Raw genomic sequence first — 25,426 nt, 5'->3', positions numbered from 1 at the left:
CCACCCGCCTCCCCCCAGCCCCCCTAGCCCCCCTTAGAAAGGGAGGGAGGAGGAGGCTAATTACACCGATTAACCCCCACCAACCGCCCCCAATCCCCCCTAGCCCCCCTTAGAAAGGGGGGTTGGAGGAGGCCTAATTTCTTCTTCCCTCGCCTCGTAGGAGAGGGTTAGGGAGAGGTGGGGAGGGATGGGGAGGGGTCGAGAAAGAGGTCAAAAAACACCTATCCGACTCAAAGAGGAGAACACATTTATGTCTGTAAAAACGCTAAAAATTAACGACATTGACGTTGCCGTAGAAGAAGGTTCAACGATATTAGACGCCGCCAAAGAAGCCGGGGTTCATATTCCCGTCCTCTGTCATTTAGAAGGAATTTCTGATGTGGGGGCTTGTCGATTATGTTTAGTTGAAATCAAAGGAATTAACCGATTACTTCCCGCTTGTGTCACCGAAGTTGCAGAAGGAATGGAAGTGACAACCCACACTCCCCAACTGCAAGACTATCGTAAAATGGTGGTAGAATTGTTATTCTCAGAAGGGAATCATTTCTGTGCTGTTTGTGTCTCAAATGGCAACTGTGAACTGCAAGACGTAGCAATAGAAGTGGGGATGGATCATACTCGTTTTCCCTACATATTTCCTAAGCGAGAAGTTGATATTTCTCATACACAATTTGGCATCGATCATAACCGTTGTATTCTCTGTACTCGTTGTGTTCGAGTCTGTGATGAAATTGAAGGCGCCCACGTTTGGGATGTTGCTGGACGAGGTGCTGATGCTAAAGTAATTACGGGATTAAATCAACCTTGGGGTCAAGTGAGTGCTTGTACCTCTTGTGGGAAATGTGTTGATGCTTGTCCAACAGGTTCAATATTCCGTAAAGGATCGACAGCAGCAGAAATGATTCACGATCATTCTAAGCTTGATTTTCTAGTAACTGCACGGGAGAAAAAAGAATGGCTAAGATAAGATTTGCAACGATTTGGTTAGCGGGTTGTTCGGGTTGTCATATGTCATTTCTAGACTTAGATGAATGGCTAATTGACTTAGCAGAAAAAGTTGATGTTGTGTTCAGTCCGGTGGGCAGTGATATCAAAGAATTCCCCGAAAATGTTGATGTTTGTTTGGTCGAAGGGGCGGTTGCCAATGAAGAAAATTTTGAATTGTTAAAAAAAGCTAGAGAACGGTCAAAATTGCTCATTTCTTTTGGAGACTGTGCAGTAACAGCCAACGTTCCCGCCATGCGAAATATGTTAGGGGGTTCTGAACCTGTTTTAAAACGTTGTTACTTAGAGTTAGGTGATGTCACGCCGCAAATTCCGAAAGACCCCGGTATCGTCCCGGAACTACTTGATCGGGTGCGCCCCATCCATGAAGTCGTGGATGTCGATTTGTTTTTACCGGGGTGTCCGCCATCCGCCGATCGCATTAAAGCCGCGATCGCACCCTTATTAGAAGGGGAAAAACCCGAAATGACCGGGCGAGAAATGATCAAATTCGGATAAAAAAAGGATAACTATTTATGTCTAAAACCGTTGTCATTGACCCCGTGACACGCATAGAGGGTCATGCTAAAATTTCAGTCTATTTAGATGATGCGGGCGAAGTCGAAAATGCGCGGTTTCACGTTGTCGAATTTCGCGGCTTTGAAAAATTCTGCGAAGGTCGCCCAATGTTTGAAATGGCAGGAATTACTGCTAGAATTTGTGGAATTTGTCCCGTTAGTCACCTACTCGCTTCTGCAAAAACAGGCGATAAAATATTAGCGGTTCAAGTTCCGCCTGCGGGTGAAAAACTGCGGCGCATGATGAATTTAGCCCAGTTAACTCAATCCCATGCGCTATCATTTTTCCACCTCAGTAGTCCTGATTTTCTCATCGGTTGGGATAGCGATCCGGCTAAACGAAATGTGTTTGGATTAATTGAATCTGACCCAGATTTAGCCCGAAGTGGAATTCGCCTGCGTCAGTTTGGTCAAACGATTATTGAAATATTAGGCGCGAAGAAAATTCATGCGGCTTGGGCGGTGCCAGGAGGCGTGCGATCGCCCTTATCAGAAGAAGGTCGAACTTGGATAAAAGAACGGCTTCCAGAGTCAAAAACCACCGCAGAAAATGCCCTGGTTTTGTTTAAAGACTTGCTGGATTCTCACTTTACCGATGAAGTAGATGCCTTTGGAAAATTCCCCTCATTATTTATGAGTTTAGTTGCAGAAAATGGCAACTGGGAACATTACGGCGGTCATCTGCGATTTATTGATAGTGATGGCAATATTGTTGCCGATCATTTGAGTGAAGATCATTATCAAGAATTCTTGGGAGAAGCCGTTGAAAATTGGTCTTATCTCAAGTTTCCCTACTACAAACCGTTAGGATATCCTAATGGAATTTATCGGGTTGGGCCGTTAGCCCGGTTGAATACTTGCGATCGCATTGGTACCCCAGAAGCCAACCGAGAATTACAAGAATTCCGCGATCGCGCAGGGGGACGAGTTGCCACTTCTTCTTTCTTTTATCACTACGCAAGACTCATAGAAATTCTCGCTTGTTTAGAAGAAATCGAACATTTAGTAAACGATCCAGATGTCGTTTCTTCACGGGTTCGGGCGACTGCCGGGATTAATAATTTAGAAGCAATTGGCGTCAGTGAAGCCCCACGCGGAACGTTATTTCATCACTACAATGTCGATGAAAATGGGTTAATTGAGAAGGTAAATTTGATTATTGCCACCGGACAAAATAACCTCGCCATGAATAAAACAGTCACGCAAATTGCTAAACATTATATTCATGGAAACGAGATTCCAGAAGGCTTATTAAACCGGGTAGAAGCGGGAATTCGCGCCTACGATCCCTGTTTAAGTTGTTCCACTCATGCCGTCGGTCAAATGCCTTTACAGGTGCAATTAATTCGCCCTGATGGTAGTATTGCTAATGAGGTTTTCCGTAATTAATTCTAACTACCTCAAAGAAAATTGAACCACAAAGACACAAAGTCACGAAGATTTTTTCTCTTAGTGTTCTCTGTGTCTTCGTGTTTTTTATTCTTTCTGTTCTTCTAGTTTGGTTTCCCGAACATACAAAAAGAGGGGAAGGGCAAAGGAATAAGCTATTAAAAAGCCAATCAAAATATAAATAAACCCGAACTTCATATTTAAACGTTTAGACTCAAAATATATCCAAATTGACCCAACAACTGTTGCAATAAACAAATCTAAACTAATTGATTGTGTTGCTAAGTTCCCCGAAGAAGCCGCCACAAATTCCGCTAAACTTCCCGTGAGAAAAAACTGAACATTGTAATACCAGGGAAAAATTAAACCCGCAATAGCAAGGAGAAGATAAATTATTTTTTTGATGTTCATATTTGGACTCGTTTTCTGTTGATTATACTAATTTATAACACTGAAGGGAATTATCGAGATTAACCTCTCCCCCTAACCCCTCTCCTGCGAGGCGAGGGGAGTTAAGAGAAGTAGTATAAAATTAATACAGATGGAGTCTAAAATCGTGAGGAAATAATTCTATGGAAACCCTAAATCAAACCTTAGACAAATGGCGCGATCTCCTGGAGAAAATTCTTCAATATTATGCAGATCTTCCCTATCGTTATGGTGATGTCGTTACATCTTTGATTGTTAGTCGCGATTGCAACCATTTTCTACTCATCCATGAAGGTTGGGAAAATAACCTTAGAGTTCATGGCTGTATCGTTCACGCAGAAATTCGCAATGATAAAATCTGGATTCATTATGATGGAATTGAAGACGGAATTACAGATGAACTCGTTGCTGCTGGAGTCCCTAAAGATCATATTGTTCTTGCTTTTCATCCTCCCGAAGTTCGACAATATACGGGATATGCGATCGCGTAGTTTCTGTTATTAACCTCTCCCCTAACCCCTTTCTTGGGAGGCGAGGGAAAAGGTGTCCCTAATGGGACTATTATTTAATGGCGAGGGAAGTTAAAAGAAGTAGTATAAAATAAATACAGATGGAGTTTGAAACAGGACAACCTTCATGCCCGCCAAAGACCTCTATCACAATACTGTCCGCACTGCCTTGATTAAAGACGGTTGGACAATTACCCATGATCCTTTCAAACTAAAAGTTGGAGGACGTTCAATTTACGTTGATTTGGGCGCAAAAAAGCTCTTTGCTGCGGAAAAAGAAGGGTGCAAAATTGCCGTAGAAATTAAAAGTTTTCTTGAACCATCGCCCGTCAGTGAATTAGAAAAAGCACTTGGTCAATACGAGCTTTACTCCCTAATTATGGAGGATGAAGATCCAGAACGAGTTCTTTATCTAGCAGTTATTAACATCATTTTTGAAGGTTTTCTTTCAGAAGAGATAGGTCAACGGGTTATTCGCAAAAAGAAACTCAGACTGATTATTTTTGACGCTGACACGGAGGAGATTATTGAATGGATAGCTTAACATTTTATCAAGATACAGTTGAGAAAATTCTCAAAGATCATGCGGCTATACCTTACAGTCACGGCGATATAAAACAATACGTTATCGTCGATCAAGATCGCACACATTTTCTACTGTTAAACGAAGGTTGGGATAAGAAAAAGCGGGTTCACGGTTGCGTTGTCCATGTACAGATTATCGGTGAGAAAATCTGGATTCATTATGATGGAATTGAAGACGGAATTACAGATGAACTCGTTGCTGCTGGAGTCCCTAAAGATCATATTGTTCTTGCTTTTCATCCTCCCGAAGTTCGACAATATACGGGGTATGCGATCGCGTAGTTTCTGTTATTGATCTCTCCCCCAACCCCTTTCTTGCTGCGATATTTTATCCACGTCACTTACCAACTCTCTTAGTTTAACACCAGAATAGCAAATCTTAAATTGTAGGATCATAAAAATATTAATCGCTCTTATGCTCTCAGTTGAGAGCCGACTCCCACTCTACTTAAGCTTAGATTCAATACCGGAGGTAACGCGCAATGGATGAAAATCGAGGTCAAGCTTATCTCAATCTGATTCAACAACTCCTCACTTGCCCCAACGGTGAGGAACCAGAGATTTTACAGGCAAACTCCGAATTGGTAGATTTGGAGTTTCTGCAAGTTTGCGAGGGAGTCGCGGCACAGTTGGCAGAGTCAGGAAACGAAAATGCGGCTGATTTTTTGCGAAATATTGCTAGTCAGTTGGGGGAATTTTGGGGTTTTACATCTGCTGCGGGGAATGAGGTTGACAATAAGTCGCCAGATGATTATTTAACATTTTTGCAATTGCTGTTGCAGACAGAAGATGAGAATTTTGGGGGAGATGCGCGGCACATTTATGCAGTATTGCAAGCAAATTTAGATAAGCTGAATCTTAATTTTATTCCAGTTCTGCAACAAAGGATGGCTGAAATACTGTGGGTAATAGATGACCGAGAAGAAGTTGAAGTAATTGCTACTTTAATTGAAAATATTGCTAATAAGATTCAAGAATTTCCTAAAGGCAGAAGGGCGGATAATCTAGAAATTGCCATTGCTGCCTACGAAATTGTACTTTTGGTTTTTACCAGGGAAACTAACCCAGAAGATTGGGCGCAGACGCAGGGTAATCTGGCTGTTGCCTACGATAACAGAATCAAGGGAGAGAAGGCTGATAATCTAGAGATGGCGATTGTCTGTTACACCAATGCACTCGAAGTCTACACCCGTGAAGCTTTTCCCCAAAAATGGGCAATGACGCAAAATAATCTGGCAGTTGCCTACAGTAACAGAATCAGGGGAAAGAGAGCAGATAATATCGAGAGGGCAATCTCATTTTACACCGCAGCACTCGAAGTCCGCACCCGTGAAGCTTTTCCCGAAAAATGGGCAGATACGCAAAATAATCTGGCAGTTGCCTACAGCAACAGAATCAGGGGAAAGAGAGCAGATAATATCGAGAGGGCAATCTCATTTTACACCGCAGCACTCGAAGTCCGTACCCGTGAAGCTTTTCCCGAAAAATGGGCAGATACGCAAAATAATCTGGCAACTGCCTACTATAACAGAATCAGGGGTGAGAGGGCTGATAATCTAGAGATGGTTATCGCCTTGTACACTGCTGCTCTAGAAGTCTACACCCGTGAAGCTTTTCCCCAAAAATGGGCAATGACGCAAAATAATCTGGCAATTGCCTACAGTACAAGAATCAGGGGAGAGAGCGCAGATAATATCGAGAGGGCAATCTCATTTTACACCGCAGCACTCGAAGTCCGCACCCGTAAAGATTTTCCCCTAGATTGGGCAGATACGCAAAATAATCTGGCAGTTGCCTACCGTGACAGAATCAGGGGAAAGAGAGCAGATAATATCGAGAGGGCAATCTCATTTTACACCGCAGCACTCGAAGTCCGCACCCGTGAAGCTTTTCCCCTAGATTGGGCAGATACGCAAAATAATCTGGCAATTGCCTACCATGACAGAATCAAGGAAGAGAGAGCAGATAATATTGAAAGAGCAATTGCCTTTTACACTGCTGCTCTGGAAGTCCGTACCCGTGAAGATTTTCCCGAAGATTGGGCACAGACAAAGCATAATCTGGCAATTGCCTACCGTGACAGAATCAGGGGAGAGAGAGCAGATAATATTGAAAGAGCGATCGCCTTTTACACCGCAGCACTCGAAGTCCGCACCCGCGAGGCTTTTCCTGAAAAATGGGCAATGACGCAAAATAATCTGGGAAATGCCTACTCTAACAGAATCAGGGGCAAGAGGGCCGATAATATTCAGCAGGCGATCGCATTTTACCGAAATGCACTAGAAATTCGTACCTGCGAAGATTTCGCGCAAGACCATGCTGAAACTTTATTTAATTTGGGGCTTACCTACCGAGAAGTTCCCAACTTACAGTCAGCTTATGATAGTTTTGCTGATGCCATTAATACTGTTGAGTTACTTCGAGGTGAAATTCATTCTGGCGATGAAACTAAGCGTAAATTAGCCGAAAAATACAACCAAATCTATCGAAATATGGTGGAAGTTTGCCTAGAAATCAAAAACTACACCGCCGCGATCGAATACGTGGAACGCAGCAAAGCCCGCAACCTTGTCGAACTCCTAGCGAACAAAGACATCTATCCCGAACGAGAGGTTTACCCGAATTCAGAACTTTACCAAAGTCATTGCCAGCAACTCGAACAATTGCGACGGGAAATCCCCGGCAAACAGCGAGAATTAGAAATATTCGGCAGCAGTCGAGAGAGAGAAGAGGAAAATCACGACAGAATCAAAGTTGTGCGATCCCAAATCAATCACTTGCAAGAAAACCTGAATGAACTATTAGCCAAAATTAACCAAATAGATAAACGCTTTGCCTTCACTCAAGAAGTAAAAAAAATCCCCTTCAGCGATATCCAATCCCTCACTGATGAAAACACTGCTATTGTTGAATGGTACATCACAGGCAGTCAAATTTTCACATTAATTATCACCCGCCATCATCCCCATCCTATTGTTGTTGCTTCTGAACAGATGACGGCTTTGGAAAATTGGGATAACGAGTATCGAGATTCCTACCAAAACCAAAAGACTCAATGGATTAAAAATTTAGCATCTCGCCTCCAAAATCTGGCTGAGATTTTGCATATTGATGAAATTATTTCCCGTATTGATGAATGCTTTTTTGAAATCGGTACTAAGTGCGACCGCCTCATCCTCATTCCCCATCGCTACTTACATCTATTTCCCCTTCATGCTTTACCCCTAGCTGACGGTAAATTACTGTTTGAACGCTTCCCTAAAGGTGTGGGTTATGCCCCCAGTTGCCAATTACTGAAACAAGCAAAAGACCAAGAGCAGCATCGACCTGATTTTACCCGCTTATTTGCTATTCAGAACCCTGTCCGAAAAGATCCTGGCCCTTTACTTGGTTCTCAACTAGAAGTTAATAAAATTAGTCAACACTTCGATTCAGAGCAAAGTATTATTCTCAAAGAAGTAGAAGCAACAGAAGCCAATCTCTATCAAAGCATGGAACAAATACGTTCCTCTCATTGCCTTCACTTTTCTTGTCATGGCAAATTCAATTCTGAATCTCCGCTAAAATCCGCCCTACTTCTTACTGATCCAGAAAATAAATTAGGGGAAGAAGGTAAATTGACATTGGGTGAAGTGTTTGAAAAACTTTACCTGAACCAATGTCGCCTCGTCACTTTTTCTGCTTGTGAAAGTGGGATGACAGATCCGCATAGCATCAGCGATGAATATATTGGCTTACCTAGTGGCTTTTTGTATGCAGGTAGTCCTAGTATTGTCAGCACTCTTTGGAGTGTCGAGCCGATCGCCACAACTCTATTAATGGTCAAATTTTACCACAACCTCAAACAACTGCCGCAAATCACAACAGGAGATGTAGCTATTGCCCTCAACAAAGCTCAAAAATGGTTAAGGACATTAACCTATAAAAAGTGGGCGAGAATCCAAAGTTATCCACAATTTGAACACTTAGTTGAGGAAGCGTTTGAAAACTCACCCAAACGCGATTTGAACAGATTTAAGGAATCTTTATCTGCCAGCCTACACCCCAATCGTCAACCATTACCCTTTGCTAATCCATATTATTGGTCAGCTTTTGTCGCGATCGGGATTTAAGGTTGTCCATTAAATGATCGACAAAATTTATCCATCTTTTCTTCTCCAATGTAAAGAGCAAATGGAGTAGCAATTAATCCTGCCACTCCTGGAGGACAACCCAAACTTCCAGCTAAAAACTCAGTTAAAACAGGTATTAATGTAGATACATATTTATCTCTCAAGTTTTCATACTTGGGTTGACAAATAAATTGATGACATTCTTTAAGCTTCTGAGAAAACCAACGCAAATCAGCATTGGTTTCTACGCCCTCAATACCATTTCGCTTCGCTATTGATTCAGCCGCATCTGCTAAATCGCCATCCCACTCTTCAATTACATCAAGAGCCGCTAATGCTTCTTCATTACCTGCTAGTTGTTTCCGATAGAAAGCAATTTGTTCTGGTGTAACAATTATTTCAGAAACCATAGTCCTCCTAGTGTATGTCTTTAAATTTACAAGGATTTACTGACATAACCTATATATAGCATTTATTTTTTGGTTTTTGCCACAGTGCTTGTCTTTATGCTTCCAAACCAGACAACAGATCTGCTAAACTCGTATTTTATACTCTCAATTTTTGATAAAATATAAAATAAACATGATAAATTCAAACCCAAAAAATACTCAAAAAATCGTCTTAGTGTTGGGATATGGTAATCCCATTCGGGGAGATGATGGAATCGGACAAATTGTAGCAACGGAAGTCGAAAACTGGAATATTTCTAATGTGAAATGTTTAGCACTCCATCAGTTGCTTCCAGAAGTTGCAGAAACTTTATCTCTAGTCGATCTTGCTATTTTTGTGGATGCGTCGATAACAGGAGAAACCGTTGAAATTTTACCTCTAAAACCTTTAGAAACAACTGAATTAAACTGGGGACATCATCTCAATCCTCAATCTTTATTAACTTTAGCAAAAACCCTTTATCAAAAAACGCCTGAAGCCTGGTTAATTTCGGTTCCGGGTGTTGATTTTGAATTGGGTGAAAATCTCTCGGAAACAGCAAAACAAGGTGTAACAGTTGCGTTAGAAAAAATCAAACAGTTAATCACTTAAATATTGTCTTTTATCCATTGTCGAAACTCTCGCACGGCTTGACTTCTTCCTTGAGTTAACGCTTTCTGCACAAATGTATTAATCAACTCAATGATTGGAATACCCGGAAAATTAGGGCTGGTTTCAGACTTGACATATTCACCGAATTGGAGTAAATTAATTTCCAAACCTTTTTGACTGTAACGCCAAAGTTCAGGAACCCCTAACAAACGATAATTATCAAACTTTGTCCGAGAGGTAATATCAATTTCAATCGCGAGATCAGGAGGCGGATCAACGGTTAAATTAATCCGATTTTTACCAATCACTGCTTGATGATTTTGAATATAAAAACAGGTATCTGCTTCTATGGCTTGGGTCATTTGTTCACTTTTAAACGTCGTTGAACCCAACCCTTCAAAATCAATATTCAACCCTTCTAAGAGAATCTTAACTAAATCACCAATTATTTCTTTATCCTTTTCATGTTCCAATGAAGGTGTGATCATTTCTAACACTCCATCACTATAAGACAACCGAGAAGCACGGCTTTCTCCTAATTCCTCTAAAATTTGTTCAAATTCTTGCCAAGAAATATCTTTCAGTAAGATTTGATGACCAGGTGGTACAATAATCTTTTGAATATCAATTTTCATCCTTCCTAAAACTCCTAAATAAAATTAAAACTTAAAATCTAATTCATCGTCGTCTTCTGGTTCAGATAATTCTAAATCGGTGGGTTTTTGACTGAGTAAATAAGAGCGACCCGGATGCACTAAAAAATTTCCTCGTACCGCAGCCCGTCCGAGTAACATCCGAAACCCCATCACATCTCGATTGGTTAAAGTCAGTTCAATAGGCCATCGTTGTTGCTGCAATTCAACTGTTGTTAAAATCGCAATTCTTTTTTCAGCATGACCCCCAGAGTTACGAACTTCTCGTTCATCTAAAATTTCGGCTTCTGCGGTGATTGTTTTCGATGCACTGCGTTGAAAAGGGTGCATTTGAAAACGAACTCTGTGCTTTCCATTTCTCGAAAACGTTTCGACATGAAAAGCATGAATGGCGGAAGAACGAGCGCCTGTATCAATTTTTGCTTTGATTGCAGTCACGCCGAGTTCAGGTAGCGCAATCCACTCTCGCCAACCGATGATTGATAATTGTTTTTGTTTTGACAATTTCAACTTTATTTAAACTTTTTGATTAGGACTCTAATTTTAGATTTTATCTCAAATGGTATCTAAAGTCACGGGATTGAAAAAATTTATGCACAAAAATAGGATGGTGTTCAGTTTGAGGCAACACGTTTTTTGAAATAAGGTTTAAAATCTATCAAGGATGCCTCTACTTAGTCAATCTTCTCGTAATTTTATTACCATGAGGAGCGGTCATTGAACAAACAAACTCTAGATTAATTTTATTTAAAACAATGAAGAAATTCTTTAAAGCTTTCCGATGGTTTCCCTTGGGGATTTTATCGTTTGTCTTGAATTCATTTTCAGTTCAAGCGGCTGAACGCATTTATATTGACTATGGATCAATGGAAACTTCCGTTTCAGTTGCCGCTTTAGAACGTTATGCAAAAGAAAATAAAATTGATCCTGAACTGTCTCCCTATCTAAATCTTTTAAGCTTAGAAGAACAAGAACAACTGCGGCAACTCTTACAAATACAGTTATCCTTTAATTATCAACAGCTTGAGCAAGCTTTTAAAGCGAAAATGGGAGAACTTTTGTTTGAAACAATCGGAGAAATGATTCAAGTAAAAGATGATCAAAATGGCGCGGAGGCTCTGCAAAATGCTGTTTTACAAGCCGCCAATTCTGAAGGTTTAACACCCCTCAATATTATCCGTCAATTTCCCGGTGAAATTCAGCTCGATATGGTTAAAATTCAAGAATTATTTGACAACTTCTCTCTTTTAAAACAAGATACTTTATCTTTAGTTAAAACCTTAGAAGGAATGACCGGAATAGAAGCAAAACAGGAGCCAGAAACAGACTTTTCGCAGTTAGCTGATATTCGCCAAATGGGTAAATATCAGGTTTCCCGAGAAACGCTAACCCTAAAAGATTCTAATCGCGATCGCGAATTTTTGGTTAATCTTTATTTTCCCACCCAATTACCAGGAGAACCAGAATCTACCCCGGTTATCGTGATTTCTCCCGGTTTGGGTGCCACTTCCGAAACCTGGCAACATCTTGTTCAACACTTAGTTTCTCATGGATATGTCGTCGCAACGGTGCATCATCCTGGAAGTAATTTTAGCCATTTGCAAGGGTTTTTTGAAGGGCAAAAATCGGATGTGTTTGATGTCCAAGAATTCATAAACCGTCCTCTCGATATAACGCAAGTTCTCAATGAATTAGAAAACCTCAATCAATCTCAATTTCAAGGAAAACTCAATCTCAAAAAAGTGGGAATTGCGGGTCAATCTTTTGGAGCGTATACAGCCCTGGCTTTAGCGGGAGCCAAAATCAACTTTGATCAGCTTAAAAAAGATTGTCGTTCTCCCATTGAACTCTTAAATCTTTCCCGTCTTTTGCAATGTCAAGCCCTCAGCCTGCCCAATCAAAACTATAACTTAAAAGATCACCGAATTGCTGCTGCTTTTCTCGTTGATCCGGTGAGTCGTAGTGTTTATGGAGAAGCCAGTTTAAGTCAAGTGAATATCCCCATTTTTTGGGGAGCGGGAAGCCATGATCAACTCACACCTGTGATGCTCGAACAACTGCATTCTTTCACTTGGTTATCCTCAGCCAATAAATATTTTGCACTGATCAAAGGCGGACAACACCTAAATCTAAACTTTGAAGCTTTAAAAGAATTTGAATCTTTAGAAGAAGAAGCCTTACCCGAATTAGTCAGTGAAAACTTACCGATGATCGAATCCTATGTTAATGCGTTTAGTCTGGCATTTTTTCAAGTTTATATCGCCGAAAAACCCAACTATCAACCCTATTTGCGTTCGTCTTATGCGGTAACAATTAGCCAAAAACCCCACACCCTAAGTTTCCTCTCCTCCTCCACTTCCCATCAACTTACAAACGTTTTAACTCAAATAATCGGTAGTAAAGACCAGAGTTTAGACTAAAAAGAGAAGGTTTAATTGTCATCATAATATTAAACTCAAAGATTGATAGGACGGGTTGTTGTCAATATTAGTCTGAGTTAATATTAACCCTGCACCACCTTAAATTCGGATAAACTTTCATCAGTTGAATGGTACTTTCTGTAAAATAGAGGAGATGCACAAAAGTCCATGAAGCAGGCACTTTTAGCTCTACTCCTCGTCCTTTCTTTATTTCTCACTATGTCTCAAGCGCATTCAAAAACCGAATCCGAAAAATATCCAAACATTATTCACTGCTATCGACAGAGCCGAGAATTGGTCTTTAACTACGCACTTTTTGCGGCTATCTTGGGATTGAATCCCTTTCCGAATCTGCTTTTAATCACAATTGCAATTACGGGGATTGTCGCCCTAAAAATGATTCGAGACGTGGGGGCGCAGTGGAACTTTCAACAAGGACAAGATTTTCTAGCAATTGTGGGAAGTTTGTTTGGTATATTGGGGGCATTTGCAACGGCTTTTATGGCTTGGGTCACGGTAATTATAATTAGTATTTGGATTCCTTTGGTGAACCGATTTGCAATTTCTGCGGCCCTATGTACTTGGATGTGGATGACGGGACGAACCGCCAGTCAATACTATCTCAACGGCTGTGAAGGCTACAAATAAGTTTAGAAAGATAGAGTATGATTAGACTGACCCGACGACAACTTTTGCTCAATATTCTACTAGCCGGAACCAGCGCAACCGCAGTGCATGAATTTCTCCGACTGAGGGCTTTGGGAGAGCAACAAAGCATTTTGACGGAGCTATTTTTGCGATCGCCGGATTACATTGAGCAATCTCTGACATCGGCTCTAGATGCAGACGGAAAAATGACCGCAAAAGTTGAGGAAATTAATAATTCCTTGAACTTAAATCCACCGACAGTCCCCTACAATCGCAGCATTTCAAAGCAGTTAATTCAGTGCAGTCGAGTCAGTACCGAGCAATATATTTTTGGCAAGTACAAACCCGGGTATGATGGTTCAATCCAAATGCTTCCCAACTACACGGAACGGTTAAAATCCTATACTCAAGTTACCTCAATTCTCGGCCCGGAGCGTGCAGAGATTTCAGAAGATATTGAAGTGCCAAACTCAATTAATACTCTTATACCTTTTAACGATCCGCTCGAAGAAAAGCTCGATGTTGTCGAACGGATTATCAAGCGCACAGCCGGACAAGTGATCTCAATTCAGTGGAAAATTCCGGTGTATTGGGGATTTGTCTTGAGTTCGGATCGAGCCAATTTAATTGTGTTTCGGGGTACGCAACAAACAAACGAATGGATGCAAAATTTAATGGTGTCTCAAACTGAATCCACCAACGATCAATATCCCTTTCAATTTATGGGAAATATCCATGAAGGATTTGCGAATCTATATAGTAGTATTGCCGAATCTGTCATTGCCGCCGTTCGGGAATTAAACCCAAAGGTTCCCCTCTATTTTTCCGGTCATAGTTTGGGTGGCGCCCTTGCGACTCTAGCCAGTATGGACGTTGCCATTCGTCTTCCTCAGTTAAAGAATCAAATTCGACTCTATACCTATGCCAGTCCCCGTGTAGGAGATCCCATATTTGCTGAGGCTCACAGTCAGCTTATTCCCAACAGCTACCGCATTGTTAATCTAGGAGACAGCTTTACCTTATTACCCTTAACCAACACCAAAAAATTAGTTTATGTTCATGTGGGTCAGAAATGGTCTTTTTTAACTCAAAATGAAGATTTTGGGCTAAATCATTTCGTCAGTACCTATCAGCAGGCAATTGAGCGGGAAATCGAAAGAAATCAAGATAGACGGTATCCAATTTCAGCCATTGACTAGCCATGAAATAAAAAATATCCTTGCCGGAAATGATCAAAACTCACCCGAATTACCTTATACTGAATCCTAGTCCTCAAGTCTGATTTAATATGAACAAGCGAGTTAAACTGGTCCGATTTATTCTCATCAGCTTACTCTCTTTAGGTTTGGTCTTGTCCGGGGGAATATTCCCCGGTTTGTTCGAGCCAAAAGCCGCAATGGGTGCCGAAGAGATTACCTTTTCCTATCCTCCCGTCCGAGTGTATATGTCCATCAAAAACTTAGAAGCTTTTGTTAACGATGGCAAAATACAGGGCGACTTCGGCCTCTACGCAAAATTGATCGGCAAAACCCGAGTCGAAAGTTTGCGGCAAGTTTTGGGAAGGCGTTTTAATATTCCTGCCGAAACTGTCGATCTGGCGGTGAATATGCCTTTAGTTGACCCCGTTTTTCAACAGTTGGGACAGGTCTTGCAACCCTCAGCCAATATCAACGGTTCGGAAGCTTTACGAAAGGCAATTGTTGAAGCCGCTTCCGACCCCGGAGGGTTTACATTATTAAATGTGATTCGGAAATTTCCCGCCGAAAGTATACAAGTTGATGCCAATCTCATCTTTCAACTCGCCGAAGAATTACCGATTTTATTAGAATATCGAGAAGCCGCAACTCAAGCCATTACCAAAGAGGCGGAAACCGAAGCCGCAGCCGAACCCAAAGTTGACTTTTCTCAATTAACCGATTTGCGAGAAACCGGCCCCTATAAACTCACGAAAAAAGAAGTCAGTTTTCAAATTCGGAATATTCGTCAAACCGAGACGGGTTTAGCGGGTTCCTATCGACTCGATGTAGATTTTTTAATTCCCGAAGGACTGACTAAACCTGTTCCTTTAATTATTTCGAGTCATGGTTTTGGTTCCTATAAAGGTCACGATAGTTTAGCCCGACATATTGCATCTTATGGTTATATTGTTGCGACTCCTGAACACATTGGCAGCAGTTTAGGATATCGGGAAGCCTTTATTCGAGGTGAGGTGGGTTTACTGCTGAGTCCGATTGAATATATCAGCCGTCCTTTAGACATTATCTATCTATTAGACGAAGTTGAAAAATTAGTAAAAACCGATCCATTCTGGCAGAAACTGATTGATTTTAATCAAATTGGAGTGATTGGCAATTCCTTTGGAGGAACAACCGCTTTAGCATTAGGCGGTGCAGAAATTAATTTTAATCGATTGAGCCAAGAATGTAACCCGGATAACTTCACCTTAAATCTGTCTCTTTTACTGCAATGTCGAGCGGTTTATCTGCCTCAAAATAACTATGACTTGCGTGATTCTCGGATTAAAGCGGTTGTGGCGGCGCATCCCCTCACCAGTGCATTATACGGGCCAGAAGGGATGAGTAAAGTCGAAGTTCCCACTTTAATGGTTGCGGGTTCAACGGATATTGTCACTCCGGTTGTTCAAGAACAAATTCATCCGTTTTTATGGTTAAAATCCCCGGATAAATATCTTGCTTTATTGAATCCGGGAACTCATTTTTCTTCAACTTTGCGTTCCGATACGAAAGGCGTTTCCAGTATTCCTAAATTTATTATCGGGACGAATTTTGACTTAGGAAGGCCTTATTTTTTTGGTTTAAGTACGGCATTTTTTAATGTCCATCTCAAACAACGTCAACAAGATTTACCCTATCTCAGTTCTTCATACAATAAATCTCTGAGTCAGGAAGGCTTAGATATTAACTTTATTCAATCACTGACTTTAGAACAATTAGAAACCGCCTACGGAGCGCCAGCACCCGCTCCCCTTTTACCCAAATCTCCAATTGTTGCTACACCTCCTCCGCCTAACGAAACCGTTTTAGAGGAAATTAAACGCACAGGTGTTTTAAAAATAGCCATGAGACGGGATGCGGCGCCGTTTGGCTATATTGATGATAAACAAAACTGGACAGGTTATTGTTCAGAATTAGTCACATCTTTGGCTCAACATTTAACCGAAACACTAGATACACCCGTTGAAGTTGAACTGATTAGATTTCCTTCAAACTTAGATAATCGCTTTCAAATTGTTAGCAATAGAACGGTTCATCTCGAATGTGGCCCGAATTCAATCCGCAATAATATTTCCGGTGTTTCCTTTTCTAAAGCTTTCTTTATTAGCGGAACTCAGTTTTTAATTCAAACCAAAAATGAAGAAAAAATTCAACCCAACAGTAATCTGAACGGAATAAAAACAGGAGTCTTAAGAAACTCAACCACTGAACAATTCATGCGACAGCAATATCCGCAAACCCAAAGGATTTATTTTCGAGGAGAAAACGCCATTTCAGAAGCCGTTAAAGCTGTAACCAATGATCAAATTGATGCCTTTGCCAATGACGGAATTCTCACCCTGGGAGAACTGTTTAGACAAAAATTACCCTTTGAAAACTATACCTTAGTTCCTGAAGATCCCCTAACTTGTGATTTTTATGGTTTAGTTCTGCCCGATAATGATATCCAGTGGCGAAGAACGATCAATACTTTTATTGATAGTGAACGCGCCGAACAAGTTTGGGGAAGCTGGTTTACCTTTGCGTTTCCCTATGTCTTATTAAACCTAGATTATTGTGTGAATCGCTAACTTTCGGGCTTTTTAGGGTTAAAATTGCTCGTATACAGAAAAAGTCGAATTTTGAGCAAGTGGCTTTTCCGAGACGACTTCAAAGGCTTGCATCTGGTGAGAACAACGGAAAACGAGATCACGCCTGTGGACGATCACAACTATGATTATCTTAATCAGCGATCGTCTGAATGTCTTTGCGATGGATTACGGCACGTCTCCGACAAACAGGCAGGCTCCGGCATCCTTCCCCTAACTTGCTTGAGACTCCTATGAGCAACCCTAATTCTTTACTGCACGATTTGCTGCAAAATTCCGACTTTCCCAACCTGCGGACACAGGTTTATTTTAAATCGACTCTAACGGCTCTGTCTCACGCAATTGAAGACTTAGTGTTAGCCCGATCAGACGCCGCTTTGGTGATTGCCAGTTTTCAACAAGAGCGTTTTTATCGGCAAGAAATTCGTCGCTATCGCCAAATTGCTCAACATAGTGATCAGGTTTATGTTTTAGCGGTACCGGAAGCGAAATCAGACTGGAGTCTCAACAGCGAACCCTATGAAATTCTTGCCCTACAACCGGATGACGCCCTCGCCAAAGAATGGCATTTAGTGATTGTCGCCGAACAGTACAGCGCTTGTTTAGTGTGTCGAGAAGAGTCGGAAGATGGAAATTTCGTCGATCAAGCCAGGCGATTTCAAGGATTATGGACCTTTGATCCTCAAGTCTGTCGTTCGGCGGCAGGCTGGCTTTTAGAATATATTGTCGCGGACTGTCCACAACTGAGAACCAAAGTAGAACGTGCTTACCAACAATACCAACTGACGATCAACCCATCGGAATCGGTTGCAATACGAACCCCGCAGGTTATTGAGGCGGAAATCTTCGCCCAGCGCTTAGTCACCTATTTGCAAACCAATCAATATAAACTCCTCAAAGCCTACCGTGCGATCGCAGATAAAGAACGTCGAGAACGTCTGATTAACGCTATTGCTACGGCGATTCGCAGTTCCCTGCACTCCCATGAGATTTTCGCCATTGCGGTGCAGGAGATTGGCGAAACGTTTGAAAATTGTCGTTGTTTGCTGTATCGTCTCAGTTCTCGAGTCCGAGAGGCCGAAATTGAATATGAGTTTTTACCCTTGGGAATGTCAGCCTTAAAAGGACAATCTTGGTCTTTAATAGATAATCCCTTGTTTGTGGCGGTTCAGGCTCAAGAGCGGGCCTTAGCGATTGATGATGTCTCTCAAAATGCCTATTTATTAGAACATCGGCAACTGAAGGCCAAGATTGAACAAGCCAATATTCAGGCTTGGTTGTTAGTCCCGATTCGCTATCGGGGAACCCTCTTAGGGATGATCGAGTTGCATTATGGCGGAGGATCACAACCCTATCACTGGAAGGCTGAGGATATTGCCCTACTCGAAGCGATCGCGACTCAAATTGGCGTTGCTCTAACTCAAGCTCAAGCCTATGCTAATTTAATCTCACTCAATGAACAACTCGAAGCGATTGAACGAATTCAAAATAACTTAATTGCGATTGTTGCTCACGAATTACGAACCCCACTTTCAACGATCCAAATTTGCCTTGAAAGTATTGCCAGCGAACCCGATATGCCGATAGAATTTCGTCAGACGATGCTGGATATGGCCTTAATCGATGCCGAACGACTGCGCCGCCTGATCCAAGATATTCTCACCCTTTATAAGTTGGAAAGCGGTAAAACCTATCGCCGTCCCGAACCGATGCAACTCCAAGAAGCTTTAGAGTTTGCCCTCAGTGGTCTGAGGGGGATTTGGGGAACCGAACGCTTACCAAGTATCGCGATCGAATTATCTCCTCAATTGCCTTGTGTACGGGTAGACGGCGAGGGATTGGTAGAAGTCTTAACGAAATTGTTGGATAATGCCTGTAAGTTTACTGGAAGGGACGGACAAGTAACCATTCAAGCCCAAGTCAAACCGCCAGAAGCTCATCAAGACAATTATCGTCCCCGAACTCCGATGTTAGAAGTCGTGATCGCCGATACCGGACGCGGAATTGAACCCAGTCAGCTTGAAACGATTTTTGATCGCTTCTATCAAGAGGAAGATTCTCTCAAACGCTCTGTGGGTGGGACGGGTTTGGGTTTGGCGATTTGTCGTCAGATCGTCCAAGGAATGGGCGGAGAGATTTGGGCGGAGTCAGCAGGGCGCGATCAGGGCAGTCAGTTTCACTTTACGCTTCCCATTGAGTTGTCGCTGTTAGAAAGGCAGAGAGAAGATGCAGGCAGATCAGGCTAAATTTTAGGTCTTGATGTGCTTGATCAGCAATTGGGCGATCGCTTGTAATTGCTTTTTATCAAAGGTTTTCAGCAGCACTTTCACCACTTCTTTCGGATCAGCCGGGATGGTAATTTGTTGAGCGACTGCCGCAGGTTTAGCGGCTCCAGACACCAATTGCAGTAAAGCGGGACTGGGGGCAATTTCGTTGGCTTTTCCGGCTTCGAGGAACTCAGAGCCTTGCTTCAATTCCTTAATCACCGTGCTGGCTAAATCGGCGTAGGAATTGCTGGGGTTGCCGATCGCTTGGTAAGCTGTTTTAACGAGGGTTTGCCAAGGAGCTACAGCAGGGCCAACTTTCGTCAGCCGACCACATAAAGCGGCGATTTGTTTGCGAGAAGCGGCAGACTCGGCTTGTTTGAAGCCTTGCAACATCGGTTTGAGAACCGTCATCACTTGAGCGGCGGCTTTCGGAACGCCTGGGGTTGTTGCAGTGGGTTGAGCCGCAGGAGTTGCAGGAGCGGCTTTGCCACTGGCGAGGGCTTGCAAGTGAGCTTCAAGTTTCTCAAACAGGGGAGCAGATGCCGTGACAATTTTTTCGCCCACTTGAGGAGATAACCCGCCTGGACTTTGACAACGGCTAATCAGATTTTTCAGAACTTCATAGGCTTTATTGGCGAGAGTTTGAGCAGTAGCGTCTACTTTAAAGGGAGCATCTTTGATGGGCTTAAAGCAGTCTTCCAAACTTTTCGCGACTTTGTTAATACTGGTTAAACTGGGGCTTTGATTCATCAGCATCGCCGCACCTCCCTTGATGGTATGAGCAGCACGGTAGATGGCGATCGCCTCTTCGCGATCGGGGTTTGCCATGACAGCAGGCAAGCGTTTTAGCCCCTGTTCCATGATTTCCAGGTGTTCTCCGGCTTCTTCCATGAAGGCGAGGAAAATTTTTTGGTACTGCTGTTGATCTGGCGGCACGGCTATCCTCCTAATCTGTTCAAATGCCCAGCCGAGTGTGTGAGTCTGAACGAAATTGTCTCGATTCTCGGGAAACTGTCCAGGCTGAAAAACCGACACGACGAGGCAACGGACTGATCATTCAAAACAACTCTAACGTATTCATTGTAGGTTGCCCAGATCTAAATCAATTCTTTTCAGGCAATATTTTTTTGAGCGATGGCTCGCCCAGTGTTAATCGTTCCGAATTGACTAGCTTGTGAGGCTTGAGGAAAGTGTGGGGTCGGTTTTTGAGATTTGATTGAAGGTTAAGGGGACTTTTAAGCCTAACGTTAGCACTCGTGTTGCCATGAATAACGATAACGCGAACCATAACAGATGGGAACTGTGGAACTGCCAAGCATTAATTGCCATCGCCACACAGCCAACAATAGCGGCGATCGCACCGTTTCGCAAGATTACCCCTTCTGTTAATCCTAAGAAATAGCCATCGAGCATGAATGCAATTGAACCTAACCCTAATAAGGGTAATAACCAAAATACATAGTGATCAATTCCGGCGATAATCTCTGTATGATTTGAACATTGAGAAAAATTTATTCCGAATCAGAGATTATTTAATATTTATTAATAGACTTATCAGTATAGCTTAACGACAGTTCAAAGATCAAGGGGGTTGAAATTTTACGGCGACTCATTTTATTTTTTGATTCTGAATTAAAATAAAAACAGTTAGTCTTTAGAAATAGAACGTTTGAAGAAACTGAACACCCACAGGAGGAATCATGCCACTCGGAATGTTAGTTGAGGGAAAATGGACAACAGAATGGACAGAACAAGATAATCAAGGCAAATTTAACCGAATGCCAACCCAGTTTCGCAACTGGATTAAAAGCGATGGTTCAACCCCTTTTCAGCCCGAATCTAATCGCTATCATCTTTATATCAGTTTAGCTTGTCCTTGGGCGCATCGGACGTTAATTATGCGAAATTTAAAAGGACTACAAGATGTGATTACGGTGTCAATTGTTGATCCTGAAATGGGGGAAGATGGCTGGAAATTTTCCGAAGAACCCGGTTGTATTCCTGATCTTGTTAATAGCTGTGAATATTTACGCGATCTTTATGTAAAAGCTCATCCTCAATATACTGGACGAGTAACAGTTCCAGTCTTGTGGGATAAGCCCAATCAACTGATGATTAATAATGAATCACGGGAAATTATTCGGATGTTGGATCTAGAATTTTCGGCTTATACTCAATCGGATTTAAACTTATATCCCGAGGAACTTCAAGAGAAAATTGATCAGACCCTTGACGCGATTTATCAACCGATTAATAATGGCGTCTATCGTTCGGGTTTTGCTTCAACTCAAAGCGCTTATGAAGAAGCTGTGACCGAATTATTCAATCATCTCGATCACTGGGAGCAGGTGTTAGAAAATCAGCGTTATTTGTGTGGAAATCAACTCACGGAAGCTGATGTTTGTCTGTTCACAACACTATTTCGCTTTGATGCCGTTTATCACGGTCATTTTAAATGTAATTTACGGCGAATTGTCGATTATCCTAACCTCTGGAACTACGTCAAAGATATCTATCAAACACCAGGAGTTAAAGAAACCTGCAATTTAGATCACATCAAACGCCATTACTACAAAAGCCATACTCAAATTAATCCTACCCGAGTCGTTCCGAAAGGGCCGATTATTAACTTTGATGAACCTCATGATCGCGACAAATGGAGTCATTGAGTCGGAGGGAATTGATTAGATCTCTATCTTAGGAGAGGGGAACTTTTCCCCTCAACGTGTTATAATAGCCTAAAATTTTGGCATCATAGCATTTTTATTCAACATGAATTTAGCGGCTATTTTTGCAGTTATTTTATTTTAAATACAAATAATGTTTGAGGGTCAAAAATCAAAATATCAGTTCATTTTTTTCTCGGTTTCATTCCTGGGGAGTCGGCGCGTAATTCAGATAATCGGGTTAGCGATCGCAACGCTTTTCAGTATTGGGCTATTCAGTGATTTTCCCTCATTTTCTCAAGAATCTGTTACTGTCCGATTTTTAGTACAAGCCGGAGAAGCAAGCCAATTCGCATCTTTTGCTGAAGATTTTAACCAAAAAAACCCTAATATTACTCTAGAAATTGTTCGAGGGCCGAATAATACGAACTTAGTAGAAGATCTTTATACCTCTGCATTTTTACTCGGAGATTCACCCTATGATATTGTGTATATGGATATCGTTTGGGTGCAAAAATTTGCAGCAGCCGGATGGTTAGCGGATTTATCGCCTTGGGTTGATCCGAATTTATTAACACCCTATTTAGAAGGAGTCACAGAGGGAGGACGTTATCAAGATAAACTGTATAGAATGCCTCTGCGGGCTGATGGTGGAATGCTGTATTATCGCACAGATTTGTTGAAAGAAATTGGGGTTGAACCGCCAGCAACTTTTGCAGATTTGAGCAAGATTTCTAAACAAATTCAAGACAAAGGTTTAGCCCAATGGGGATATGTTTGGCAGGGAAAACAATATGAAGGATTATCGGCGATGTTTACCGAAGTTCTAGAAGGATTTGGAGGATTTTGGGTAGATCCAGAAACCAATGAAGTTGGACTCGATAAACCTGAAGCGATTGCAGCCGTTGAATTTTTGCGTCAAACGATTACAGAAGGAATTTCTCCAGAAGATGTAACGACTTATTCAGAAGAAGAAAGTCGATTACTCTTTCAAAGTGGAAATACCGTTTTTTTACGCAATTGGCCCTATGTTGTTCCCCTAGCGAATCAATCTCAAATAGCTAACAAATTTAGTATTAAACCAATGGTTCATGCGCCCGGCTTAAATAGTGGGGCTTGTTTAGGGGGTTGGGGATTTGGTATTTCCAGTAATTCACCTCATCAAGAAGAAGCCTGGAAAGTAATTGAATATTTTAATACGGTTGATGTGCAGCGCGAGTATTTTTTAAAAACAGGGTTTGTTCCGGGGCGGCGCTCACTGTTTTTAGATGCAGCATTAGTTACGAAATATCCCCATTATCCTCTACTTTTAGAGGTGATTAATAACTCCGTTTTACGTCCGCCTATTGCCCAATATGCTCAAACCTCTGACATTTTGCAACGTTATCTGAGCGCCGTCTTAACAGGTTCTCAAACTCCCGAAGCTGCGATGCAAGCAGCAGCCCGAGAAACCCGAACATTATTAGGTGGAAAACAAAAAATAAACAGTTAAAAATAGTTGATTGTCGTTTATATTAAAGATGAATGAAACAAAAAGATATTGAACAACGAGAAAAAACAACCGGATGGTTACTGATTTTGCCAGCCTTATTCATTTTAGCATTGGTGTTTATTTATCCAATTGCTCGGGCGTTTTGGTTGAGTTTTTTTACCGAAAATTTAGCCACTCAGTTACAACCTATTTTTTCAGGACTGTACAATTATTCTCGCCTACTGGGAGATAGTCGTTTTTGGCAAAGTTTGTGGAATACCAGCGTTTTTACTCTGATTTCAATTACAATAGAATTAATCTTGGGCATGGGAATTGCTCTTATTCTCAATCAAAGCTTTCGCGGACGAGGATTTGTGCGAACTTCAGCGCTCATTCCTTGGGCGTTACCAACGGCTGTTATGGGGTTAGCTTGGGCGTGGATTTTTAATGGTCAATATGGGGTCGTCAATGACCTATTACAACGCTTAGGATTGATGGAAACGAGCATCACTTGGTTAGGTGATCCCACAAGAGCCATGTTTGCTTTAATTGTCGCAGAAGTTTGGAAAACTACCCCTTTTATTTCTATTCTTTTGTTAGCGGGATTGCAATCGATTTCGATGGATTTATATGAAGCGCATTCGATTGATGGAGCAACACCTATTCAAAGTTTTCGTCAAATCACTTTACCACTCTTAATGCCTCAAGTTATTATCGCCTTACTGTTTAGATTTGCTCAAGCTTTTGGGGTATTTGATTTAGTTCAAGTGATGACGGGAGGGGGGCCAGCAGGGTCTACAGAAACCGTTTCTATCTATATCTATGCAACCGTTAGACGTTACTTAGATTTTGGATATGGGGCGGCGTTAGTTGTGGTGACGTTTTTCTTATTAGTAATAGCTGTAGCCATTGCCGCATTTTTACTGTCAAAAAGTCGTGTTAATTTAACTGGAGGACAATAAGTTATGGCGAATATTTCCAAATCTGACACCTCGGCAACACCAACCGACATCAATTGGAAAAATATTCTTCTATTTATTGGAGTTATATTTACCGTTATCTTTTGTTTAGCTCCGATTTTATGGCAGATTCTCACCTCATTTAAAACCAATGAAGCGATTGCTGCGATTCCCGCAATTTATTTCCCAAAATTCAATCAACTTACGCTTGAACATTATCTCAATTTAGGTTCACCTTTTATTGGATATATTCTTAATAGTGCTTTTGTTTCTTTGACTTCAACACTTTTTTGTTTAGCAATCGGTGCGCCAGCCGCTTATACTCTAGCCCGGTTGCGAATTCCGGGTGAAAATATCATTTTAGGCTTTATATTACTGGTGACTTTATTTCCCTATGTGTTATTATTTTTAGGACTGCTAGAAGTCGTGAAATTTTTGGGACTGGGAAATAACTATCTGGCTTTGATTATTCCCTACACTGCGATCAACTTACCCTTAACCATTTTAGTTCTTAGAAGTTTCTTCCAACAACTGCCTAAAGATTTAGAAGACTCGGCTAAAATAGACGGTTATAATACTATTTCTATGTTATTACAAATTGTTCTGCCGATGACCACTCCAGCGTTAATTACAACGGGAATTCTCACGTTTATCTTTGCCTGGAATGAGTTTATTTTTGCCCTAACTTTTATTACCCGAGAAAACTTGTATACGATTCCGGTTGCTGTTGCTCAACTCGGAGGGGCTTCTGTTTATGAAATTCCTTACGGGCCAATTGCTGCGGCGACAATTGCGGGAACATTCCCCTTAATTCTATTAGTTTTGCTGTTTCAAAGACGGATTGTTCAAGGCATTACGGCGGGCGCTGTTAAGGGTTAATTTTTCATTAAAA

At 41.6% G+C, this 25,426-nt stretch carries 23 protein-coding genes; 17 read left to right on the top strand and 6 right to left on the bottom strand.

Features of this window, described 5'->3' with window-relative positions; genetic code table 11:
- The first annotated feature begins 250 nt into the window (after nt 1–250).
- Genes hoxU through VB836_RS27275 form a run of 3 tightly spaced genes read left to right on the top strand, consistent with a single transcriptional unit; the run spans nt 251 to nt 2,951 of the window.
- Complete coding sequence (hoxU, locus tag VB836_RS27285) at nt 251–967, top strand: bidirectional hydrogenase complex protein HoxU (RefSeq protein ID WP_323224277.1); 717 nt, start codon at nt 251–253, stop codon at nt 965–967.
- The gene (locus VB836_RS27280) at nt 955–1,503 is read left to right on the top strand and encodes an NADH-quinone oxidoreductase subunit B family protein (RefSeq protein WP_046278548.1); all 549 of its coding nucleotides are present in this window, start codon (nt 955–957) and stop codon (nt 1,501–1,503) included. Before hoxU ends, VB836_RS27280 begins: the two co-directional genes overlap by 13 nt.
- A 17-nt stretch (nt 1,504–1,520) precedes the next feature.
- Complete coding sequence (locus VB836_RS27275; RefSeq protein ID WP_323224276.1) at nt 1,521–2,951, top strand: Ni/Fe hydrogenase subunit alpha; 1,431 nt, start codon at nt 1,521–1,523, stop codon at nt 2,949–2,951.
- 87 nt (nt 2,952–3,038) lie between these two features.
- On the opposite strand, the gene VB836_RS27270 is transcribed toward VB836_RS27275, so the two are convergent.
- Nucleotides 3,039–3,362 carry a DUF2834 domain-containing protein gene (locus VB836_RS27270; RefSeq protein WP_323224274.1) on the bottom strand — a complete coding sequence of 108 codons (324 nt, stop codon included), beginning with the start codon at nt 3,360–3,362 and terminating at the stop codon, nt 3,039–3,041.
- A gap of 161 nt (nt 3,363–3,523) precedes the next feature.
- Between VB836_RS27270 and VB836_RS27265 the strand changes: the two genes are divergently transcribed.
- From VB836_RS27265 to VB836_RS27250, 4 genes are all read left to right on the top strand, one after another.
- A complete protein-coding gene (locus VB836_RS27265) occupies nt 3,524–3,871 on the top strand; it encodes a XisI protein (RefSeq protein WP_323224273.1) in 348 nt (115 codons plus the stop codon).
- 145 nt (nt 3,872–4,016) lie between these two features.
- A complete protein-coding gene (locus tag VB836_RS27260) occupies nt 4,017–4,433 on the top strand; it encodes an element excision factor XisH family protein (protein WP_323224270.1) in 417 nt (138 codons plus the stop codon).
- Nucleotides 4,421–4,756 (top strand): XisI protein, encoded by a 336-nt coding sequence (locus VB836_RS27255; RefSeq protein WP_323224268.1) that lies wholly within the window; start codon nt 4,421–4,423, stop codon nt 4,754–4,756. The genes VB836_RS27260 and VB836_RS27255 overlap by 13 nt, the downstream gene beginning before the upstream one ends.
- Before the next feature lie 200 nt (nt 4,757–4,956).
- Nucleotides 4,957–8,586, top strand: a complete 3,630-nt coding sequence (locus tag VB836_RS27250; RefSeq protein WP_323224266.1) for a CHAT domain-containing protein — start codon at nt 4,957–4,959, stop codon at nt 8,584–8,586.
- Here the strand turns inward: VB836_RS27250 and VB836_RS27245 are convergent.
- On the bottom strand, nt 8,583–8,996 hold the full coding sequence (locus VB836_RS27245) for a hypothetical protein (RefSeq protein ID WP_323224264.1): 414 nt from the start codon (nt 8,994–8,996) through the stop codon (nt 8,583–8,585). The two genes, VB836_RS27250 and VB836_RS27245, sit on opposite strands and share 4 nt — an antisense overlap.
- 172 nt (nt 8,997–9,168) lie before the next feature.
- Between VB836_RS27245 and VB836_RS27240 the strand changes: the two genes are divergently transcribed.
- Complete coding sequence (locus VB836_RS27240) at nt 9,169–9,627, top strand: hydrogenase maturation protease (protein WP_323224262.1); 459 nt, start codon at nt 9,169–9,171, stop codon at nt 9,625–9,627.
- Here the strand turns inward: VB836_RS27240 and VB836_RS27235 are convergent.
- Both VB836_RS27235 and VB836_RS27230 read right to left on the bottom strand, forming a co-directional pair.
- Entirely contained in the window at nt 9,624–10,262 is a 639-nt protein-coding gene (locus VB836_RS27235) for a Uma2 family endonuclease (protein ID WP_323224260.1), read from the bottom strand. The two genes, VB836_RS27240 and VB836_RS27235, sit on opposite strands and share 4 nt — an antisense overlap.
- Before the next feature lie 24 nt (nt 10,263–10,286).
- Nucleotides 10,287–10,784 carry an ATP-dependent zinc protease family protein gene (locus VB836_RS27230; protein WP_046280403.1) on the bottom strand — a complete coding sequence of 166 codons (498 nt, stop codon included), beginning with the start codon at nt 10,782–10,784 and terminating at the stop codon, nt 10,287–10,289.
- A gap of 251 nt (nt 10,785–11,035) precedes the next feature.
- On the opposite strand from VB836_RS27230, the gene VB836_RS27225 reads away from it, so the two are divergent.
- From VB836_RS27225 to VB836_RS27205, 5 genes are all read left to right on the top strand, one after another.
- On the top strand, nt 11,036–12,700 hold the full coding sequence (locus VB836_RS27225) for an alpha/beta hydrolase (RefSeq protein WP_323224258.1): 1,665 nt from the start codon (nt 11,036–11,038) through the stop codon (nt 12,698–12,700).
- A 168-nt stretch (nt 12,701–12,868) separates the two neighbouring features.
- Nucleotides 12,869–13,348, top strand: a complete 480-nt coding sequence (locus tag VB836_RS27220) for a hypothetical protein (RefSeq protein ID WP_323224256.1) — start codon at nt 12,869–12,871, stop codon at nt 13,346–13,348.
- A 17-nt stretch (nt 13,349–13,365) separates the two neighbouring features.
- Nucleotides 13,366–14,547: a lipase family protein gene (locus tag VB836_RS27215; protein ID WP_323224254.1), complete on the top strand. Its 1,182-nt coding sequence runs from the start codon at nt 13,366–13,368 to the stop codon at nt 14,545–14,547.
- 89 nt (nt 14,548–14,636) lie between these two features.
- A complete protein-coding gene (locus tag VB836_RS27210; RefSeq protein WP_323224252.1) occupies nt 14,637–17,153 on the top strand; it encodes an alpha/beta hydrolase in 2,517 nt (838 codons plus the stop codon).
- 251 nt (nt 17,154–17,404) lie between these two features.
- The gene (locus VB836_RS27205; protein ID WP_323224250.1) at nt 17,405–19,417 is read left to right on the top strand and encodes a DICT sensory domain-containing protein; all 2,013 of its coding nucleotides are present in this window, start codon (nt 17,405–17,407) and stop codon (nt 19,415–19,417) included.
- A gap of 3 nt (nt 19,418–19,420) precedes the next feature.
- Here the strand turns inward: VB836_RS27205 and VB836_RS27200 are convergent, their stop codons facing one another.
- Both VB836_RS27200 and VB836_RS27195 read right to left on the bottom strand, forming a co-directional pair.
- On the bottom strand, nt 19,421–20,374 hold the full coding sequence (locus tag VB836_RS27200) for an Hpt domain-containing protein (protein WP_323224248.1): 954 nt from the start codon (nt 20,372–20,374) through the stop codon (nt 19,421–19,423).
- A 231-nt stretch (nt 20,375–20,605) separates the two neighbouring features.
- Nucleotides 20,606–20,851, bottom strand: coding sequence for a hypothetical protein (locus VB836_RS27195; protein ID WP_200906303.1), 246 nt, complete (start codon nt 20,849–20,851; stop codon nt 20,606–20,608).
- Nucleotides 20,852–21,138: 287 nt separating this feature from the next.
- Here VB836_RS27195 and VB836_RS27190 point away from each other — a divergent pair, with 287 nt between their 5' ends.
- The 4 genes from VB836_RS27190 to VB836_RS27175 all read left to right on the top strand — a co-directional run bounded on the left by VB836_RS27190 (nt 21,139) and on the right by VB836_RS27175 (nt 25,413).
- Entirely contained in the window at nt 21,139–22,107 is a 969-nt protein-coding gene (locus tag VB836_RS27190; protein ID WP_323224245.1) for a glutathione S-transferase family protein, read from the top strand.
- 151 nt (nt 22,108–22,258) lie between these two features.
- Nucleotides 22,259–23,596, top strand: a complete 1,338-nt coding sequence (locus tag VB836_RS27185; protein WP_323224244.1) for an ABC transporter substrate-binding protein — start codon at nt 22,259–22,261, stop codon at nt 23,594–23,596.
- A 32-nt stretch (nt 23,597–23,628) separates the two neighbouring features.
- Entirely contained in the window at nt 23,629–24,537 is a 909-nt protein-coding gene (locus VB836_RS27180; RefSeq protein WP_323224241.1) for a carbohydrate ABC transporter permease, read from the top strand.
- Between the two features lie 3 nt (nt 24,538–24,540).
- Nucleotides 24,541–25,413, top strand: coding sequence for a carbohydrate ABC transporter permease (locus VB836_RS27175; RefSeq protein ID WP_046277682.1), 873 nt, complete (start codon nt 24,541–24,543; stop codon nt 25,411–25,413).
- Nucleotides 25,414–25,426 lie beyond the last annotated feature (13 nt).

The sequence above is a fragment of the Limnoraphis robusta BA-68 BA1 genome (assembly GCF_034932365.1).
Taxonomy (GTDB): domain Bacteria; phylum Cyanobacteriota; class Cyanobacteriia; order Cyanobacteriales; family Microcoleaceae; genus Capilliphycus; species Capilliphycus robustus.
Note: the sequence above shows the minus strand (reverse complement) of the source record. Positions and strands in the feature narration are given on the sequence as shown.

Bases quoted from the DNA above. Each gene is read 5' to 3' on its own strand.
- VB836_RS27175 (WP_046277682.1), top strand. From the start codon at position 24,541: ATGGCGAATATTTCCAAATCTGACACCTCGGCAACACCAACCGACATC.
- VB836_RS27180 (WP_323224241.1), top strand. From the start codon at position 23,629: ATGAAACAAAAAGATATTGAACAACGAGAAAAAACAACCGGATGGTTA.
- VB836_RS27190 (WP_323224245.1), top strand. From the start codon at position 21,139: ATGCCACTCGGAATGTTAGTTGAGGGAAAATGGACAACAGAATGGACA.
- VB836_RS27235 (WP_323224260.1), bottom strand. From the start codon at position 10,262: ATGAAAATTGATATTCAAAAGATTATTGTACCACCTGGTCATCAAATC.
- VB836_RS27245 (WP_323224264.1), bottom strand. From the start codon at position 8,996: ATGGTTTCTGAAATAATTGTTACACCAGAACAAATTGCTTTCTATCGG.
- VB836_RS27280 (WP_046278548.1), top strand. From the start codon at position 955: ATGGCTAAGATAAGATTTGCAACGATTTGGTTAGCGGGTTGTTCGGGT.
- VB836_RS27275 (WP_323224276.1), top strand. From the start codon at position 1,521: ATGTCTAAAACCGTTGTCATTGACCCCGTGACACGCATAGAGGGTCAT.
- VB836_RS27270 (WP_323224274.1), bottom strand. From the start codon at position 3,362: ATGAACATCAAAAAAATAATTTATCTTCTCCTTGCTATTGCGGGTTTA.
- VB836_RS27260 (WP_323224270.1), top strand. From the start codon at position 4,017: ATGCCCGCCAAAGACCTCTATCACAATACTGTCCGCACTGCCTTGATT.
- VB836_RS27210 (WP_323224252.1), top strand. From the start codon at position 14,637: ATGAACAAGCGAGTTAAACTGGTCCGATTTATTCTCATCAGCTTACTC.
- VB836_RS27215 (WP_323224254.1), top strand. From the start codon at position 13,366: ATGATTAGACTGACCCGACGACAACTTTTGCTCAATATTCTACTAGCC.
- VB836_RS27250 (WP_323224266.1), top strand. From the start codon at position 4,957: ATGGATGAAAATCGAGGTCAAGCTTATCTCAATCTGATTCAACAACTC.
- VB836_RS27255 (WP_323224268.1), top strand. From the start codon at position 4,421: ATGGATAGCTTAACATTTTATCAAGATACAGTTGAGAAAATTCTCAAA.
- VB836_RS27185 (WP_323224244.1), top strand. From the start codon at position 22,259: ATGTTTGAGGGTCAAAAATCAAAATATCAGTTCATTTTTTTCTCGGTT.
- VB836_RS27195 (WP_200906303.1), bottom strand. From the start codon at position 20,851: ATGCTCGATGGCTATTTCTTAGGATTAACAGAAGGGGTAATCTTGCGA.
- VB836_RS27220 (WP_323224256.1), top strand. From the start codon at position 12,869: ATGAAGCAGGCACTTTTAGCTCTACTCCTCGTCCTTTCTTTATTTCTC.
- VB836_RS27240 (WP_323224262.1), top strand. From the start codon at position 9,169: ATGATAAATTCAAACCCAAAAAATACTCAAAAAATCGTCTTAGTGTTG.
- VB836_RS27265 (WP_323224273.1), top strand. From the start codon at position 3,524: ATGGAAACCCTAAATCAAACCTTAGACAAATGGCGCGATCTCCTGGAG.
- VB836_RS27225 (WP_323224258.1), top strand. From the start codon at position 11,036: ATGAAGAAATTCTTTAAAGCTTTCCGATGGTTTCCCTTGGGGATTTTA.
- VB836_RS27205 (WP_323224250.1), top strand. From the start codon at position 17,405: ATGAGCAACCCTAATTCTTTACTGCACGATTTGCTGCAAAATTCCGAC.
- hoxU (WP_323224277.1), top strand. From the start codon at position 251: ATGTCTGTAAAAACGCTAAAAATTAACGACATTGACGTTGCCGTAGAA.